Below are 18,806 nucleotides of genomic sequence, written 5' to 3' on the forward strand. Positions count from 1 at the left end.
TGAGAGGAAAAGGGGTCGTCAAGGAAGCGTGAAGCGGTCAGGTCGGGCAGGTTGAGGTATCCGCGCGCCACGCCGTCCCCGGCGATATAAAGCTCGCCCGGCACGCCGAGCGGCGCTAACTGTCCGTGCTCATCAAGAATATATATGCAAAGATCAGCAAGAGGAGATCCAATGATACTTCCGGCGTGAGGATCGATATCAGACGGTATGATCTCATAGAAGGTTGCATGTACGGTTATTTCTGTAATTCCGTACATGTTAATCAAGCGCGTGTTGATATTAGATTTTTTATTCACCCAAGGGATGAGCATCCTTGTCTCAAGTGCTTCACCGCCGAAAATGACACAACGCAGTGAATGATGTGCGTTACCTTGTGCCTCAATCAGTTGTCGAAAGGCGCCCGGTGTCTGGTTGAGAACAGTGACCTTTTCCCGGCAAATCAGCTCAAACAGAGCTTGTGGAGAGCGAGTGCATTCAGAGGAAACAATGACAAGTTTTCCGCCATGACATAACGCGCCAAACAGTTCCCACACTGAAAAATCGAATGAGAAAGAGTGGCACAACGTCCATACATCGTTGTTGTCAAAATTGAAATGAGCCTCAGTTGCGAGTAGTAATCGAACGACACTCCCGTGTTCAACCATCACGCCTTTAGGTTGTCCGGTGGAACCGGACGTGTAGATCACATATGCCAGGCTACCAGAATGAAGTTCCTGAGAGGATATTACTGGATTGTGTTTGAAATCCGAACCTGATGTCACAGCTGATAATGCATCGATGAAACAGGTAGGTATCACGCAATCAAATTGATTTGTAAGGTCGCGGCGTGTGACTAAAATAGCTGGAGCAGAATCTTCAAGAATATATTCCAGTCTATCTGATGGATAAACCGGATCTAGCGGTATATAAGCTCCACCTGCTTTGAGGATGGCCAATATTCCCACCAACATATCAAGACCGCGATCCAGACAAATAGCCACGCGATCGTTTGGTTTAACACCCCGCTCAATAAGGTGGTGAGCAAGGTGATTAGCCCGTTGGTTTAATTCCGTATATGATAACTGTTTTTCCTCGAAAACAGCGGCAATAGTCAGTGGTGTTTTTTTAACTTGCCTCTCAAAAAGTTCGTGAATCAATCCATTATGCGCCATCTTTATCTGTTGGAGGTTATTTTGCTTCATAAAGAATTGACGCTCATTATGTGATAGTAAGGGTAATTGAAAGACAGGTACATTCTCATCTTTTAAAACCCCTTCAAGTAAAGCGGTTAATCGATTTTTCATGGTAACCACGTCATCGAATGTCATATAATTACTTGAAAAATCGAAGTCGATTGTTATTGGGTTATCGCAATGTTCGTTATTGATGAATTTATATCGATTAATTGTCACGGCAAGAGGATATTGCGCCTTATGATGTGGCCTGATCGAGTGAATCACCGCCTCCTCCAGATGAAGATCTACGTCATAAGGTTCATACGATAAACTCATATCGAATAAGTGTGAACGCCCGGTTCTTTTCTGGATTTTTAATTTTCGTTGAATTTCAGCGACGGGCATACGTTGATGTTTATAGCAATTGCGCAATTCCACAGATGCTTTGCGCATAATATCAGTGAATGAATCCTCAGCGCTTACTTTTATTCGTACAGGAATAACAGTTGCGAACATACCCATTGCTTTCTTGTGTGAGGCACTCCTGCGATTATGCAACGGTATCCCAATCGAAATCTCATCGATGCAATTGATTCGAATAAAATAACACGAAAAAATTGCGTACATGAAGTGCAATACTGAAAGTCCGTAATTTTGCGCCAGGTTTTCTATCTGGATAAATTTTTGATTAGATAATGACCATATAACGGGCCTGAGAGAGGGGGCAGAATTTAACGCCTTATTTTTTAATGGATAAAAAAAGGGAGGGGGAAGTGTTTCAAAACGTTTTAACCAAAAACATTCATCCTTAAAAAATCGTTCGGATTCTCTGTAAGCAATATCATCAGTGATAAAATCGCGATATGAGAGGGCGGGTTCCGGTAAATATTTATTCCCTTTAATCAATTTACTATAAATGTCGGCAATTTCAACATTGAGTAAACTTAAACTCATTCCGTCAGAGACAAGATGGTGGCAGCAAAACTGCAGATAAAAGCGTTTCGTTGAAAATTTAAATAAAGTAGCGCGCCACAGCACATCATTTAATGAGAAGGGTCGATTAAATCTGTCATCAATATCTTTTTCTAGATTTAAATCATTATAATTACTATTCAGAGAGACATCCTGGAATTCCAGGGCGGGGAGCAAGCTGTCGGAGAAATACTGTAATGGTTTGCCATGACTATCCATACGCAAATGAAATACATCATGGCGGGCTACAACAGTTCTGAAAGCCTGTGACATCGCTACCGGATCAACCTCACCTTCAATGGTCGCTACGGAACCAATATTATGGTTAATCAATTCGGGATTAAGTTGTTGGTCGAGCCATATTGCCTGTTGAACAGAACTAAGTGGAAATACTGAGTAATTTTTAGGCTCTGTTTTATCTCCTTCATTTTTGTTTTTCTTTGAACTGACATGTAGACCATGATGTTGCATAGAGAATCCCTCTCCTTACTTATGAATCCTATCTTAGGATCTGATAACTAACAAACTAATTGATTATGATTGCTTACAACAGTCACCCTAAAATACATCAGATAAAATTACTTATCATCAGGTGCTGTAACTAACTGATTTAATTGCCTAATATCATCCCGTGGGATGTTCATTTTGTATGGTTGATTTTAAGATTTCTAAGTATACCAATGAAATTATTGGAATGTAGCCTCCCTTTTTTGGGATAATTTTTGCGCAGTATTGCTTCGGCACATTATGAAAATAACTTGTTTGGTAGGTGTGTTTTTATACAATACTCTCAGCAAACTTAGTTTTTATAGAAATAAAAGGAATCATATGGAAATTAACTTCAAATAAACCATAAATAAAATTTAACTTTTTGGCGGGCGGCATGATAGCAGATACTCTTGATTGAGTAATCTTATTTCACAATTTTATTTGTCAAAAATTATAAGCTTTAGGCTGAGTTTGTATCAAATCAAACAAACAGGACTTTGCCTTCGCCGTCATAATATAAGCGTTATCTGAAGGCATGCTCTGGCATCACGCAAAATTTGTATTGCTCGGTTGAAAGACTTTTGAACGACTATGACCTTAAAGTATTTGTTGATCACAGTAAGCGGCTGCGTGAGTCTGCCTCAGGAGACTCTTTCCGGTGGCACATTTGTGGCCTGCTTCGTATCGGATGAGCGCTAATGGCTCCAGGGATTATTTCTGGATGCGACAGCACCCTTGGAAGTGCGGGAAACCTCCGTCGTCAGCCATCCACTCCCTGCCCGAATTTCTGATAAGCGAGAATAGTTGTCGCGTTGCACAGTCTGACTGGGGCATTCTTAAATGCGTTACAGGCATCCCCAGGGGGGCAATTTCATACTTTTATCTTTACTCTTCTTCTCCAGCGGCTCTGTCTCGCGTTTAATCGATTGGCGCCAATGAAACGCTTCTTCCTGAGCCTGAAGACAGAATGGATGCCAATAAAACGCTGCAATAGCTTCAGCGACAATTAGAGAGAGATAATCCGCTACATTACGGGCTATTACAGCGCCGGGCGGCTTCACTGGATGGCAGTAAACAAAGGTTTAGTCCGAAGCAGAGATGTTGTCAGATGGAGCAGATCGAAATGCAACTGTAGCAAATCCCATGTCCGTGCTGGATCTGTTAGCAGCTGGCCAGTCTCTGGAAGCTGTAGGGATACAAAATTTGAAGATAAACCAAGCTCCCATGGTGGCACCATTATCAGATGAAAAGCCTGCCGGACAGAATTCCTGTGGGGAGCTCATCCTGGAGAAAGCTATCAGGAATGGATCAGGGATAGCATGGAGGATTGCACGCTACGGGAAAATAAAAAAGACAGTGTTTTGCATTTTCTGGCACATTTTGTATTTCTGATTATTCCCGGCTGTTTTTACCGTTAAATTGTCAGCTTTAGATCAAGAAGCAGCAGATAAGGACCACTTTCAAAAAAGTGTCGAGTCACTTGAGCATACATTATTCACGAAATGGTCAAGGACTGTTCCATTACCAGCGTTAGGATTCGCTGGAAAAGAGCGGTCGTTTTACGAAAGCGCCGGGCTACATGATACATGCCGACATTATCTACAAAAAGGTAGCTGCCTTGGGGGCAGCGTCTGGCTTCCAGCCAAAAATTAACAAGCTTCAAACTATTTTACTAATGAGGAGATAATGAAAATAATATGTTCGTTTAAAAAACTGATAAAAGGGGCGTTCTTCAGTAAAACTTTGAGGGCGGCAACTGAATGGAGTTATAAAAAGTTTTAAAAACCTTTCTTAACTTTGCGGGTGAGTCAATTGAGCCTGCAGGTGTTGACGATTTGATGGTTTTGAATTGGAGAAGGCATGTGATAAATGTGGAAGGATTTACCAAAACAACATGGAATAACAAGCTCACTCACATGAGAGCATTGTTTAATTTTACGATTCGGGAAGGCTAGGTTGTAACTACTCAATCATGCTGTTGACCACTTTCATGCTCGTTAAGGATCTCAATTCGTAACGAACAGGCTCTGAAGAGTGGTGGCGGACACTGAATCATGCTCACGATTAACTTGCTGTTTATTATTGTTTTTGTTGGAAAAAACGATCAAGCTGCGCCCCCATGATAGCCCCCATATAAATTCGCTTTGGTTTTGTGATGGTTATCACAATGAATCGGTATTTTAGCAGTTTAGGAAGCGAAACTGAAAGGCATCCGGTTTGGTCGCAGGCGCACTATTGACAGAAAAAGCGTGCTGGCTTTTCATCACAGCAAATCCATTTTTTGGATCGCATTTTAAAAATCCCTTGCCGTGAGTTTTCGTTCACTGCGCGTCAGACCCCTACCACAGCCTGGAAGTACAAAAAAACAATCCTGACGTACAATAATTTTTGATATCCAAACTGACCCCGGAATACACTGGTTGCCGAACTTAACTGGGCTAACGGAAATTTCGGCGGTTCCGGCCTAGAACCCCTGTGGAACAACATTGACCTACCCCTTGAACGGCACCGGCCAGTTCGCCATAAGCTATTGAATTAAAATAACTTTATTTTCCTTAGCGGGAGTTATTGCAGAAATGACCACGGAATCCCAACAAACAGGAAAGATAACGCCCGGAATACAGACCTCAACCCCGCGCAGGAGCAAAGCCGGCATCCAGCGACAAACCCGTTTGTCGGCGCAGCGTCGTTTTCCTCGGGGGCACAGGGAGTGAACAGCATCACTGACGGACTGTTTTCTTATCTCAGCGTCAATCATCTGACAGAGGCCCAGGTGTTCAGACGCAAAGGGCATAATGCGCAGATACCCTCGGTGAATATGGCGTTAGCCGTGCAGCTGCGGGAGGCCATCGCCAATGCCCGTGAGAGCGGAGTCTCACCGGCTACGCTGGCATGTCTGTCTGATGCCGACAGGAGCCGGGCGCAGCTTGAAACCCTCGACGACTTTACCCGTCGTCTGTCTGACAACGCGCAGCGCTGGGTTAACCATCAGCTGGGTGTGATACACGGAGACAAAAAATATGCCCCGGCTAACCGTGCCGCGGGGCAGCAGCTGGCAGAGCGGCTGAATTCTGCACTACGAATGCTGAAAAATATTGTTGATGTGCTTTTCCCGGCCGGTGGCACTGCTGCTGATATGTCTGATGATGCCGCGGGGCTTCACGCTGAACCGCACGACGCCATGAGGCGATTTATTCAGTCTCTGTTCAGTGAGGCAAAGAGCGCTAAAGAGGCAGCCTCCGCACCTTCGGGGAACGCGCCTTCTTTCTTCCGCGAGCTCGCTGAATATTTCACGACGCTTGGCGCTGAGCTGAGTTCAGCCTTCAGCCCGAACGACTCTCGGTTGTACGCGCCTGATCCGGCGTCAGTGCGCCGGTTGCATGACGCCGTTACCGACGACCGCGCCCTGTTAAATATCACAGTGAGCACTGAAAGCCCGTTTGGTATCCCATGGACGCGGAAAAAACTCAACGCGATAGGGGGATTAGCCGCCCGGCTGTCAGAGGAAAACGTCCGCCGCTGGGTCAGCCATGAACAGGCTATCAAAAACACAGAGATTTACCCGTCGCTGCTCATGCCGCTAAATTCTGTGGTGCAGACGCTGACCGACATCACCGAAGCGCTCCTGTCCCCGGACAGCGCGGCGGAATTTTCCACTTTCAGCGCGTTGTTAAAGACCGCCGGAGATCAAGCCAAAGCGACCGCATCTATCGTCGCGCATCGCCAGGGGTCGTCGTCGGATTTCTTCAGGGACGTCTCGCAGTTTCTTGAAACGCTTCACCAGGAGATGAAGAGCGTGTCGGTCAGCCAGCCGTCCCGCTGTATGGACTGGTTTGATAAAAAAGGGGCACAGGCTGCTATTCTGCTTGCGAGGGCCGGCACGCTAAGGGCCAGATTACACGGAGCGCTGCTGAACTTAGTACCGGCACTCAACCCGGCAATGACATCAGAGCGGCTGACGGCCGAATCTATTGTCAGAGGCATTCTGTGGTCGTGGCAGCAGACGGCGATAAAGTTCCGCGACTCCAGCCGGTCGCTGTATGTAAAAGCAGTGGCTCTGCAGCCCCTTCAGGACCGCGTACTGCCCGCCCCCACCTTGTCCGACAGAGTAAATCTCGCCGGTCCCGGTACGGCTGCCGGCAGGGCGGCGGCTCAGCCACCCACCACTGATGGCGCTGTGCAGAAAAAATCCGCGGGTCCGCTGGGTGAAAAGATGGCGGTGCTGACTCAGTGGCTGGACACCGATATTGCGGGCGCGCGCACCCTGCTGGCGCGTCAGGGTAAAACGACTGAGGAGGTTGCCCGTACGCTCAGGCAGCAGCGTTTTGCGGTGCTGAAAATGACGCATCAACACTTGAGCGGCGCCGCACCCTACCTGCAGACGCTGGATACATTACTGCCAGAATTTGCCGCCAGGCTCGCCGGCGCGGGCAGCGCGCTGGATAAAGCCATTACCGCTGCCGGAGATCGCGCGCCCAATTATCGCGAGGCGAAGGAGAGAGCAGGAGAAGCCCTGCTGCTGGTCACACAGGCCGAAAAAGAACTCTCCTGCACCGCCGCGAACATGACCGGCCGCCCGCTGGACGAGTATGCCCGTGGCGCGCGCCTTGCCCGGCACTGGGCGCAGATCGCCCGGGAAAAAATGCCGCAAGACTGGGTTGCGGCGGACGCGGGCCAGACGCTTGCTTTACTGAAACGCTACGGGCTGACTGACGGTGTGCTTTCAGCCGGCGATCCGCAGGGCTATCTGTTTGCCACCCGGCTGGCTGCGGAGTTTGAAAACGCTCGTCGTGGGGAGCTGAAGCCCCCGGTGAGTCCGGCGCAGTATGCCGGGCTGGAAAAAGGGCTGACTGAATACATGGTGAAGTGGGGGCAGCAGAGAGCCTCGTCAGGTGCAGCCCGCCTGGTTGTCACGCTGTCGTTCGATGCGCTGGGCCTGGTCGTGGGCCTGTCAGCCCTGACGAGCATCGCGCTGAGGACGGTAAAGGACGTGATAAGAATACCGTACGCCGCTCATCAGCTGAAAAAATTCACCATGCCGGGTGAGGACATCCCTTTCAGGGCGATTAACAGCCTGCTGGAAAAGAAACTGAAGCAGCTCGGCTTCAAATTAGCAACGACGCCCCTGCCGGGCGCGCTGAAGTTTGCCACCGGCGGTGCGATAACGGCGCTGGCCCGGATGCGTAACTGTCAGCTGGAGGGTAGCGAAAACAGTTTTGAAGCGATTTATGAACGCGTGACGGAAGGGAAACAAAGTGGAAAGATAAAAATGGCCTCAGCGGGGCAGATGCTGGCTGACGCTGTGCTCAGTGGTGCCACTACGGCTGGATTTAAAGGGGCCAACCGCGCACTGGAGGCCGGTATGAACGCGCCTGGCATCGGCAACACGTCAGTGCCTTCAGACGCTGAACGGCAGTCGATGACGGGTGGAGCGCCAGCCGGTGCCGCGAAGCAGGCGTTGTCGGCGTCAGCTGAGGCATTCGCCGGGAGCGGTGACCGGGAAGAAGAGGCACATCCGCGAAGCAGAGGTAAGCGCAGCACGGAGGCGCAGAATGCCCCGGCGGGCGCGGAACGCGACGATGTTCTGGTATTCGATTACTATTCGTTTTGTGCGGATAAAAAATACTATCAGTTGTCCAGTAATCACAAAACCTCGGCGTATTTCCACGCCATTAATTATCTGTTGTATCAAATAGAAAACGATAAGAAATTATCAGAACAATGCAGAAGCAATGCCCGCATGGCCAGGGCAGGCGCTCTCAATGTTACCCCCTTGGATATAGACGGCTATCCAATCATTAACACATTATTTTTACCTGATACACTTGATAGTAAACGTGGCGTAGTGATTCACCTCAATGTACCTACTCCTTATTATTATGTGTCAAAAGGTGAGGATATTTTACCTGTTACTAAATATTCCCTTCCTTATAATCGCAAGGAATCACGGCGGACATTTCATCAAGATGGCGGGTGGATTCCTAGCCCATCCGTTGAACAGCGATTAGAATCCCTTAAAAAGGGCTCTGAAGATTTTAACACTTATTTCAATTCTAACAATTCTGCTCCGATGACTATTGCGGATCTTGCTAAATCACTAAGAGATACTGCGGAAAACGATTTTTCGCATACTTCAGAAAAATTTCCATCCAATAAACAACTGCTATCCAGGGCAATGGTTGGCACCTTAGTTCCTGAGCCAGATTTTAAATTAACATCCAAAAAATATACGTTTTCGTATTCATGGAATCATCTGGAGGGCACGGATTTTCTGCGAGGAATTGCCCATCCTTTCGCGAAACTGTCTCGAATGGTCGAATTGATTATAGATCGGACGCTGGATGAGCCGTTGATCATTGCCGAGAGGGATGCGGACAGGGCCGAGACGATCGGCACCTGGATTGATATTACTGTGTCCGCAGCCGGAACTTTTACCAGGATGGGAAAAGGCATAACTGTTATACAGGCATCAGCCGAAGTGGATGCTGATCTGATAGACGGAAAAACGCCACATCCTCTGGCTGTAGCAAGCATTATTACAGCAGCCATTCCGAACGAGGCGCTTCTAAGTTCTATAGCGCGGGTTAGCCGCCCTGCCGCAAAGACTCTGGAATATACACTTTTGATTGGCAATAAATCAATTGATCTAGCCATAGTAGGGCAGAGCATCAAAGAGGCTTACGATACAGGAGAGCCACTGGCCATTTATCAGGCGCTAGTGGCCAGCGGCCTGAGTATTAGAGATTCCTATGCTATAGCCAAGAGGATCTCATTACACACCAAAGTCAACAAGCCGCTGGAACATACCGTATCACTTGAGGATCTTGAGGCGCTTGAAAAGCTGGAGGAAGAGTATACGGTTTCGGCACGAGTCTTTAAAATCGGCAATAGCGAGTTACTGGGAAAAATCGACGCGGGCGTAATAAAAATCTCCAAGGACAACGGGGCAACCTGGGAGCAGGGAAGCGATCTTCATAAATTAGCCTATCGCCTGCAAAATGCTGGAGGAAGGCCTGCACATCTTTGCCCGGGATTATGCCGCACACCTGAAACAAGTTTTGGCCTTAAGACCGAACACCATGTGATGCTTAATACAGCCAGCAGGTTTGTACTCAATTACAAACTGGGCAAACAAAAAATACAGAGTTTTGATTTGACTGCGGGAAAATTTAAAAACAGTAGCGACTTTACGCTGGCACGTACCGGGCATTCAACCAGCAGAGTCAGCAATGTGCTTTCTGCTGACGCCCTGTCCACGTCAATTCAAGACATGAATGCGGTGTTAAACAGGTTGAATAACGCGCTCGAACGCTACCCGGAATCAGATAAAAAAAATATTATCGCTAATTTTAAGATAACTGAGCAGGCGCTAAATAATATCCGTAGGAACGATCGCCCTGAGGATAGCGTTTCTGATACCAGCAGGAGTAGTAATCATCAGGATAGCGTCTCTGATGTCAGCAGTGACTTTAAGCCAAATGTCAGCACCTACTCGCTAATAAAAAAAGGGACATCCCCTGATGCTATTAATAAATCTTACGGCCTGGTAAACGCTCAATATAATATTGGGAATTCCGATATTTCAATTTTATACCTGACAGCGCACCCTTATGTGATAGTGAATAAATACCCTAAATTCAAGGACTACCTTATTAGTCAGGGTCTGGTCTCTGCCGCGACGCTTAACGATTACAACATCCGAAACGTTGCGCGGTTTCTCGGGACTGAAGCCGTAAGCAGTGAAATTGGGCATTATGACACCATCCCCGGTGGAAAAGTTGAGTCAATTTCCTTTAACGCATCTAATCCGATTACACAGCGGATGGGATACCAGCTTGAAAAAATAACGAAGTTGTTAACATTCAAACGATACCGTGAGGGAGAGTATTTCGACGACGTCAGTCTTGACGGAGAGGTACAACATACGCAGCAAGACCCGCTTCAGGAGGCGATAGATCGACTGAAACAACACAACAGAGTGGATTTCAGCCCGGTGAAACCATTAGAAGAGATATCCAGTGAGGCCACGCAGGAGAAAATAGCGAGAATGATGCACGGCTATGACACAACTATCCGCGAAGAAAAACTGGATTTGCTGATGAGATCTGATTTGAATACTAAGATGCCTGCCTATTGCCGGGACGCTGTCAAATCGATTAATAGAGCTTTTATAAAAGTCTCCCAGGTGAAACAGCTGTTTGACGCAGCGGCGTTGCAACCTCAAATCAAGGCTGAGCTGAAAAACATGCTCAATGAGGCGACCGGTCTGAATGATGAAATGGTCATAGATTTGGGTATGAGTCAAAGACCCATCTCCGATATTTCTGAGATGGTGTATAGACGATTTAAGGAAAATGTAACCCGGCTGTTTAACTTCCTTAGCAAACAGAAAACCGATAACTACTCTGCTATTGCTCTGGTTCAGTATAACCTGCCTGGCTCATCCCGGCCCAATGCATCCCGGCCGAATGCATTTGGTTTGCTCTATAACGGTCAGCCGCGGATCTTTCTACCGGTGGGTCCTGAAGTACACCAGCCTGACGGACAGGCTAATGCCCCGGCCCCTGACGTGGCGCATAACGTCTCTGACCACAGGGATGGCGTGCGCGACAAAAATGGTTCATTTCTGAACGCATTCGAGTTTTCAACCCGTGACGATAGCTACCTTTTTGCCGACGAACGGATCAGTAAACTCAGCACGAATTATGCGTTAGGTTTAAAGGAGGATGCCGCCACCACTGAGCTGCAGGAGAATATAGCAAAATCCCTGTTAGCGTACAGCAGGGTGGTTAAAGCCGATACGCTGTTGAGCATGGCGGAACATAATGCCTTTATGATTAACGTGTTAAGCCACTACCATACACAAGGTGAACGCATCTGGCGGAATGAGGACACACCCGCGATGAGACGCGATGATGCTATAAGAAAATCTGATTTTGATAATTCCTTTATCCAGGCGGCGCTGGACCTGACTCTTCATGAAGTTTAGTGCCGAAGAGACTATTAACTTTTGAGGTGAAAGGCCCACTTCCTTTCAGAGGGGGTGTCAAAGCCGATTACACAGTGGCCTGTTTGCCAGAGTAAAATTTATTCACATACTGATAGGCTGGAAAGCGGCAAGCCTGATGATCTCGCGGTCCTGCCGTAATATTCGATAGCGTCTGGACCAGCTTGCTAAACAGACTTGGCGTAGGATATTTTCCGTTTTCCAAGCGGATCCCTGATAGTCCGATTTTCGAAACACTTTTTATTTGCCATAGGATAAATGACGTAAGAATGTCATTTAATATTAAAGTGTCAGTCAATTTTAGCTTTATCACCAATTCAGTCCAGCAGAGCCTGATGAATCATGAGTCTGGCACCCCAGGTTGTCAGTTCGATGATTTCTTCCTGATCCAGGCCAAAAGTGTCTTTGAGTATGGTCATCGCTTCGGTACCGTATAAGACCGACATCAGCATAACCAGCTTTTGCACTTTTTCAGGGGGGAGCTGTGACTTAAGTGGCGCTAATGCTTCTGTGAGGGCTTCGCGGCGGTTACTCTTTTTGAGCAGTCTGCTGTTTTCGTCAACGTCCTTATCCGGAGGTTGGTTTTGCCAACGTTGTTGAGCGATACGCATGGCATCACGCATCAACGCTTCGTGAGAATTCAGCTCCCTGTATCCCCAGTTCAGTAATCTGGCAATGTTCTCTTCAGGGTCATCTCCCATTTTCGGTTTTTCGAAGGAACCGATAATCTTTTTTACTACGTATTCAACGAATTCGCAGTGCGTGGAGAAGTAACTCCTCAGCGTGACTTTGGCATATTCTGCCTCGCGAGTGATCTCTTCCGGTGAAGGGAATTTGTTTTCCTGATAAAGCTTCAGGGCCGCATGAGTGAGTCTTTCGAGCGTTCTGCGACGTATTGGAGAGAGATTATCTTCATCAAAAAACTTCATTTTTCATTCTGCCCTAATAAAAAATATCACCTATGTTAAAAATTATCTTGAATGATATAAAATATCAGTCTAGCTTTATATTGCACGATATCAATTAATCTTTCTCCCCTTCTCACGGAGTGAGTAGTATGACCCAGTTTGTGTATGTCATAGGGACGGCGGACACTAAGCTAGAAGAACTCATTTGGCTGAAATCCTGCCTGCATGCGGCCGGTGTGGATTCATATATCATCGATGTGTCTACCGGAAACGCAGCAGAGTTAATTGAAAACAAAAACATAGATATTCCATCGGCGCAAGTTGCTGAATATCACCCTGAAGGCGCCAGCACGGTTTTCTGTCATGAACGTGGTCGGGCGATTACGGCAATGTCTGTGGCCTTGACCCATTTTCTTAGTGGTACTGCAGAAGACATCTCTGCTTTGATCGGGATAGGCGGTTCAGGGGGAACGGCGTTGATCACAGCGGCAATGCAGTCGATGCCGATAGGCATGCCCAAGCTAATGGTTTCCACAATGGCTTCAGGAAACGTGGCTGATTACGTGGGGGGGGCAGATATTGCCATGCTATATAGCGTGACTGATCTCAACGGTCTTAATTATCTTTCTCGTACCATTCTCGCCAATGCTGCCAATATGATTGCGGGGGCGGTAAATCATGGAATGGTCCCGGATAGCACCCGCAAACCCCTGCTGGGTCTGACAATGTTCGGTGTGACGACACCTTGTATCAATCAATTGGTCAATTTGCTGAAAAAGCAGTTTGATCCCTTGGTTTTTCATGCCACCGGTAATGGTGGAACCAGTATGGAATCGTTGATTGACAGCGGTGAAATCATGGCCGTTCTGGATATCACCTTAACTGAAATTGCCGACTTACTCTTCGGGGGTGTACTGGCGTGTAAGGAAACCCGGCTGGATTGTATAGCGCGGACACGGAAACCCTGGCTTGGCAGTGCCGGTGCACTGGATATGGTTAATTTTGGCGGGCCTGACAGTATCCCTGAGCGTTATGCTCAACGACTGTTTGTTGAGCATAACGCTCAGGTGACGCTGATGCGCACAACACCAGAGGAAAATTACCAGCTCGGCGTATGGATTGGGAACAAGCTCAATCACTGCAACGGACCGGTAAGCTTCATTATTCCAGAAGGCGGATTTTCTGCGTTAGATGCTCCAGGCCAACCGTTCTTCTCCCCCCATGCAAGGCAAGCTTTTGCGCAAGGATTGGAGTCGACGATGGTACAAACGGCACACCGACGGATAATCAAAACGCCTCACCACATTAACTCACCTGAATTTACTTCATTGGTATTAAATGAATTTAAAAAAATTCTTTAATACCAGGAAGACTAAAACAATCAGCACCAGGGGAACTTCAATGAAGAACTATAATTCACTGATCCAAACACTTAGGAATAAGGTCTCCCGAAACGAGCTCATTTTAGGTGCTGGCGCCGGGACGGGTTTATCAGCGCGTAGTGAAGAAGCTGGCGGTGTGGACCTTATCGTTATTTATAATTCAGGTCGTTTTCGAATGGCGGGACGTGGGTCACTGGCGGGGTTAATGCCCTATGGCAACGCTAACCATACAGTTCGTGATATGGGTAACGAAATTCTGCCTGTCGTTAAAAATACCCCTGTTATTGCTGGTGTGTGCGGCACTGACCCTTTCTGCAATTTCTCAACGTTCCTGGATGAACTCAAGGTCCAGGGGTTTGCAGGCGTGCAGAACTTCCCTACCGTGGGCCTTATTGACGGTAACTTTCGTAAAAATCTGGAGGAAACGGGAATGGGCTATGGGTTAGAGGTAGATATGATTCGCCTGGCTCATGAGAAAGAGATGTTGACTACTCCTTATGTATTCAATCCTGATGATGCTGTAGCAATGACTCTGGCCGGTGCTGATGTGATAGTCGTGCATATGGGGTTAACTACGGGTGGGGATATTGGCGCTGAAACCGCCCAGGACCTGGAGTCTTGCATCCCGGCTATCAACGCTTGTGCCAGGGCGGCCAAGGCGGTGCGTAACGATGTGATAGTACTTTGTCATGGCGGACCCATTGCTGAGCCAGAAGATGCTGCCTATATCCTGTCTCGTTGCCCTGATTGCCATGGTTTCTACGGTGCCAGCTCGATGGAGCGTTTGCCAACTGAAAAAGCTATAAAAAATACCGCTGAGGAATTTAAGGCTATTAAAAGGTATTAATTCACCAAATTATGCACGTTAATAAATAAGGCGGTAAATAATAATTATATCGCCTACATAAAAACACCATTAAGATAGTTAATGATAATCCCACCATTAATTACTGATTTGAAGCACTACTTTACGGATTTTCATTATTAGACTCCAACAGCATTGATTAATAACGCTATATCAACTCATTTGCATTCACCCAATTAAATTTTTTCTTTCGGGGAAAGATTTTTCTGTGGTGTATGCGGTATTGATCTGCGCAGTATAACGTCGGTCAAGATTAAATAGAGTGTTTCTGATATTTTATTCTGATACGTCCGAACAAGCCGCCATCATTGGATGATCCGGCCATCGCCCGGTGGTCAGAGTCTTTGCCGGCACGGATAAAACGTCTACGCTGGTTCGGTTTGCTCAGGCAAATCCTGACCGCAAGATGCTTTACCTTGCCTATAACCGTGCAGTCAGGGATGAGGCCGAGCAAAAATTCCCTTTTAACGTTGGATGCAAGATGTCGCATCAACTGGCCTGGCCCAACTTCCTGAGCGACCTTATACGAATACTTGTTGATCGCGCCGTCGCGCAAGGAGCCGAACCGGAGGATTATCTTTTTGATGTGAAACTTTCCCTGAACCTGCTGGGGGAGGTTGGTTATGAACCTGCGATACAACCCGTTCGTTCTTTACTCGACTAACGAAAGAGTATGGTTTTAAGGTAGGCCCCCATCGGTTCAGACATACTCTGGCGAATGAGTTGATGAAATCACCCGACCGTAATTTGGCAGTGGTAAAAAGATTGCTGGGGCATCGAAGTGTCAGCACAACCCTGGAATAGGTCGAACTGGCTTTGAAGATAACGGGCGAGTGTTGGAAAACGAACCGTCACTGTATATGGATTTGACTCCTACACGTGAAGAAGAGGCCAGACACGTACTGACATAGCTTTAACAAGCTGTAAAAATCCACAGCGATCGAGTAAAGGATGCCTGTGTTTTCACACAGGCATCCTTTACGGAGGAACCTGATATCAACGCCGGAGTGTAAGTACCGGGAAAACCACGTTGACATCTATCTATCGGTTCCGAATTAACCGCCCGTTAAGGATCTTATTCCTTAACCAACGTGCTTTGATGCATGGTGCCCGGACGCGGAATCGAACCACGGACACGGGGATTTTCAATCCCCTGCTCTACCGACTGAGCTATCCGGGCAACGGGGCGCATTAAACCTTAAAGCCCGCAGGGCGTCAACGCGTTTTTTACCAAAATCACGCTAATTGCACCTGACTGTTTGCTTTTCAGGCAAAAATGCCTGGGATACTCAGGCCAGTGCGCCATTTTTACGGCACAGCGCTACGCGTAATACATCTTCGGACAGGATTTTCGCTGTTTCAATGTCTTGCAGTTGACGCTTAACCAGCAGCCGGCTGAGGCAGCCTTCAAGAATCAGCTCCATTTGCTCGGCGACCAGCGTCGGGTTTTCGGTATCTAACTGAATCAGCAGCTGATGAGTGTACTCCCATGATGCCCGCTTTTGCCGCTCCGCCAGCTGATGGATGCGGTGATCCGTCTGTGGATAAAAACTACAGGCAGCAATGAAAAGACAGCCTGGGTAGCGTCGTTTTTTGACTGCTTCTTCCAGTCGGACATAGCGCGCCAGCAGCTTATGTTGTGTGCTGATGGTTTCATCCAGCAGCAGCTGCCTGCGCCAGTTATCTATCTGCTCACCGTGATAACGCAAGGCGTCATACAACAGCGCTTCGCGGTCGGGCCAGAAGCTGACCAGCGTTTGAACGTCGACGTCACCGGCCAGTTGCTGGAGGGAGCGGATAACCGCCATGCCCTCCTGTTCCAGCATGCTAAGGGCATGCTCTAGAACCTGTTCACGTTGCAAGGGATGCTCCTGTCTTATCAATAACCTGAAAAAATTGTTTATTGGGTCAGTTTCTGCAAATGGTCGTTGAAAGCACGGGCGTTGAGAAAACCGGTGACGCGCGAGCCGGGGATTTCATGACCTTCAGTATCAAAAAATAAAATGGTTGGTAAACCAAGTACCCGCAGTTGTGTTAATAATGCCGTATCCTGGGCGTTATTGCGGGTTACGTTAACCTGAAGTAGCTGAAAATGTTCTAGATTTTTGACTACGCTGGCATCGGGAAAGGTATATTTAGCGAACTCTTTACAAGCCACACACCAGTCTGCATAGAGGTCTAACATCGTGATCTTTCCGCTGTTCTGCGCCAGCGCTGCGTGTAGCTCTTGAAGATTGCTGATGTGGGTAAATGGCAAGTGCGTTTGGTTTGCCTGTGGCAGGACCGTGATGCCGAAGGCCCAATCCTGTAACGGGCGAGCCGTCACCAGCGCCAGGGCCATAAACAGCACCTGCATGACTCTTGCCCAGCCACGCGGTGATTTCAGCGCCACACTGAAAGCCCAGACGCAGAAGGCCATCGCCAGCGCGCTCCACATACGCATCCCCCAGCTATCGCCAACAACACGCTCCAGCAGAAACACCGGCAGGGCCAGAATAACAAAGCCAAAGCCTTCTTTGACGGTGTGCATCCAAGGGCCGCTTTTGGGCAGTAACCGGTTGCCGAACAGGGTCACCAGTATCAGTGGCAGTCCCATGCCAAGCGCGTAAAGATAGAGCGTACCCGCACCGGCCAGCATATTACCGCTTTGAGCGATATAAAGCAGAATAGCGCTCAGTGGGGCGGTGGTGCAGGGAGAGCAAATCAGTCCCGCCAACGCGCCCATAAAAAAAACGCCGGGCAGTGAGCCGCCGCGCTGGCGATTGCTCCACAGCGCGATGCGCGTTTGCAGACTGGCGGGAAACTGGAGTGTAAACAGGCCAAACATCGATACCGCCAGCAGGATGAACATCACTGACAGGGTAATTAACACCCAGGGCTGCTGTAATGCTGCCTGTAAACGCAGGCCAGCGGCGGCGACGGCTACTCCCAGCAGAGTATAGGTTATCGCCATGCCCTGCACGTAGGCCAGAGCCAGCGTGAACAGGCGCGTCATAGAGTAATGACGATTACCACCCAGAATAATACCGGATATCAGCGGATACATCGGTAATACGCAGGGGGTAAAGGCTACGCCAATGCCAATCAGTAAGGCCCAGAGCGAGGAGAAGGGAAGTGAGGTTGACGGCAATGTTCGTAGCGCTGCGTCGCCGGGTGCCGCTGTTTGCGACGCGGCCGTTTGCCGGTCTGAGCTGGCGCTCAGAGGCTCAAGGGGAACGCTGTGGGTCTCTGGTGGATAACAGAAGCCAGCGGCGGCGCAGCCCTGATAGGTCACTTCCAGTGCCGCACCCGGACTGGCTTGTTCAACAGTGAGCGGTAATGTCAGATCCTGAGGAAAAATCTCCGTCTTGCCATAAAATTCGTCTTCATGGTTCTGGCCCGGGGGCAGCGACCAGGCGGTCAGCCTCGCGTTATGAGGCGTAATTTCAATTTTCTGGCGATACAGATAATAACCCGGCTTTATTTTCCAGCTTAATGTCAGCTGGTCATGTTGTTGGCTGAAGTCGAAGGCAAAAGCCTGATTAGCGGTTACGAACTGCGACTGTGGCAAGCTATTAAACAGCGAAGCCTGGGCGCTGAGGCTATTTGCCAGCAGCAGGATCAACGTAATGATGCGGTAAGCCATGACAGATAATCGCTCTCTCCATGTAAAACGGGTATAGCCAGTAGCTCCGGCGTGTCATAGGGGTGCTGCTTTTTGATCAACGCAAACAGCGCCTGCAGGTGATCGCTGTCACTTTTCAGCAGCAGCTGCACTTCGCTCGCTTCTGCAAGCTTACCCTGCCAGATGTATAGCGAGGTTGCACCCGGCAGCACAGTCACGCAGGCTGCCAGCTTAGCGGACAGCACGCTATCAGCTAACGTGCGAGCGCTGGCGTCATCCGGTGTGGTGCAAAGCACTATCACAGCCTGTGAGCAAGCCATCATTTTTCTCCTGGTTGAAACTCGCTGACTATAGCATGCCAGGTGATGAAAACCTCAGCCAGCTGTATCAGAGGTCCGGACAGAGAGCTAAAAGCGGCGGAGAGC

At 48.4% G+C, this 18,806-nt stretch carries 8 protein-coding genes, 1 tRNA gene and 2 pseudogenes; 5 read left to right on the top strand and 6 right to left on the bottom strand.

The features are described from left to right. Positions 1-2,597 (bottom strand): non-ribosomal peptide synthetase (locus tag BM191_RS03430; protein WP_143088786.1); only part of this gene is annotated, 2,597 nt, incomplete at its 3' end. A gap of 2,728 nt (positions 2,598-5,325) precedes the next feature. On the opposite strand from BM191_RS03430, the gene BM191_RS03445 reads away from it, so the two are divergent. Next, complete coding sequence (locus BM191_RS03445; RefSeq protein ID WP_092875228.1) at positions 5,326-11,604, top strand: hypothetical protein; 6,279 nt, start codon at positions 5,326-5,328, stop codon at positions 11,602-11,604. A gap of 335 nt (positions 11,605-11,939) precedes the next feature. Here the strand turns inward: BM191_RS03445 and BM191_RS03450 are convergent, their stop codons facing one another. Next, positions 11,940-12,551: a TetR/AcrR family transcriptional regulator gene (locus BM191_RS03450; RefSeq protein ID WP_092875231.1), complete on the bottom strand. Its 612-nt coding sequence runs from the start codon at positions 12,549-12,551 to the stop codon at positions 11,940-11,942. 119 nt (positions 12,552-12,670) lie between these two features. On the opposite strand from BM191_RS03450, the gene BM191_RS03455 reads away from it, so the two are divergent. The 4 genes and pseudogenes from BM191_RS03455 to BM191_RS17025 all read left to right on the top strand — a co-directional run. Next, the gene (locus tag BM191_RS03455) at positions 12,671-13,891 is read left to right on the top strand and encodes a Tm-1-like ATP-binding domain-containing protein (protein ID WP_230479507.1); all 1,221 of its coding nucleotides are present in this window, start codon (positions 12,671-12,673) and stop codon (positions 13,889-13,891) included. 40 nt (positions 13,892-13,931) lie between these two features. Continuing rightward, positions 13,932-14,759 (top strand): phosphoenolpyruvate hydrolase family protein, encoded by an 828-nt coding sequence (locus BM191_RS03460; RefSeq protein WP_092875235.1) that lies wholly within the window; start codon positions 13,932-13,934, stop codon positions 14,757-14,759. Between the two features lie 349 nt (positions 14,760-15,108). Further along, positions 15,109-15,288 (top strand): annotated as a pseudogene (locus BM191_RS16905) (DNA helicase); the annotation flags it as partial. Positions 15,289-15,473: 185 nt separating this feature from the next. After that, positions 15,474-15,581 (top strand): annotated as a pseudogene (locus BM191_RS17025) (site-specific integrase); the annotation flags it as partial. 300 nt (positions 15,582-15,881) lie between these two features. Here the strand turns inward: BM191_RS17025 and BM191_RS03470 are convergent. From BM191_RS03470 to cutA, 4 genes are all read right to left on the bottom strand, one after another. After that, positions 15,882-15,957: transfer RNA gene (locus tag BM191_RS03470), tRNA-Phe, on the bottom strand. 109 nt (positions 15,958-16,066) lie between these two features. Then, entirely contained in the window at positions 16,067-16,639 is a 573-nt protein-coding gene (gene dicD, locus BM191_RS03475; RefSeq protein ID WP_092875237.1) for a division control transcriptional repressor DicD, read from the bottom strand. A gap of 38 nt (positions 16,640-16,677) precedes the next feature. Then, the gene (locus BM191_RS03480; protein ID WP_092875239.1) at positions 16,678-18,402 is read right to left on the bottom strand and encodes a protein-disulfide reductase DsbD; all 1,725 of its coding nucleotides are present in this window, start codon (positions 18,400-18,402) and stop codon (positions 16,678-16,680) included. Further along, positions 18,378-18,701: a divalent cation tolerance protein CutA gene (cutA, locus tag BM191_RS03485; protein ID WP_092875241.1), complete on the bottom strand. Its 324-nt coding sequence runs from the start codon at positions 18,699-18,701 to the stop codon at positions 18,378-18,380. The genes BM191_RS03480 and cutA overlap by 25 nt, the downstream gene beginning before the upstream one ends. Positions 18,702-18,806: the final 105 nt, after the last annotated feature.

This window comes from Izhakiella capsodis, assembly GCF_900115045.1.
In the GTDB taxonomy this organism is placed as follows: Bacteria; Pseudomonadota; Gammaproteobacteria; order Enterobacterales; family Enterobacteriaceae; genus Izhakiella; species Izhakiella capsodis.

What these genes read in the sequence shown, in the direction of transcription:
- BM191_RS03450 (WP_092875231.1), bottom strand. Translation starts at nt 12,551, where the DNA reads ATGAAGTTTTTTGATGAAGATAATCTCTCTCCAATACGTCGCAGAACG.
- BM191_RS03460 (WP_092875235.1), top strand. Translation starts at nt 13,932, where the DNA reads ATGAAGAACTATAATTCACTGATCCAAACACTTAGGAATAAGGTCTCC.
- BM191_RS03480 (WP_092875239.1), bottom strand. Translation starts at nt 18,402, where the DNA reads ATGGCTTACCGCATCATTACGTTGATCCTGCTGCTGGCAAATAGCCTC.
- cutA (WP_092875241.1), bottom strand. Translation starts at nt 18,701, where the DNA reads ATGGCTTGCTCACAGGCTGTGATAGTGCTTTGCACCACACCGGATGAC.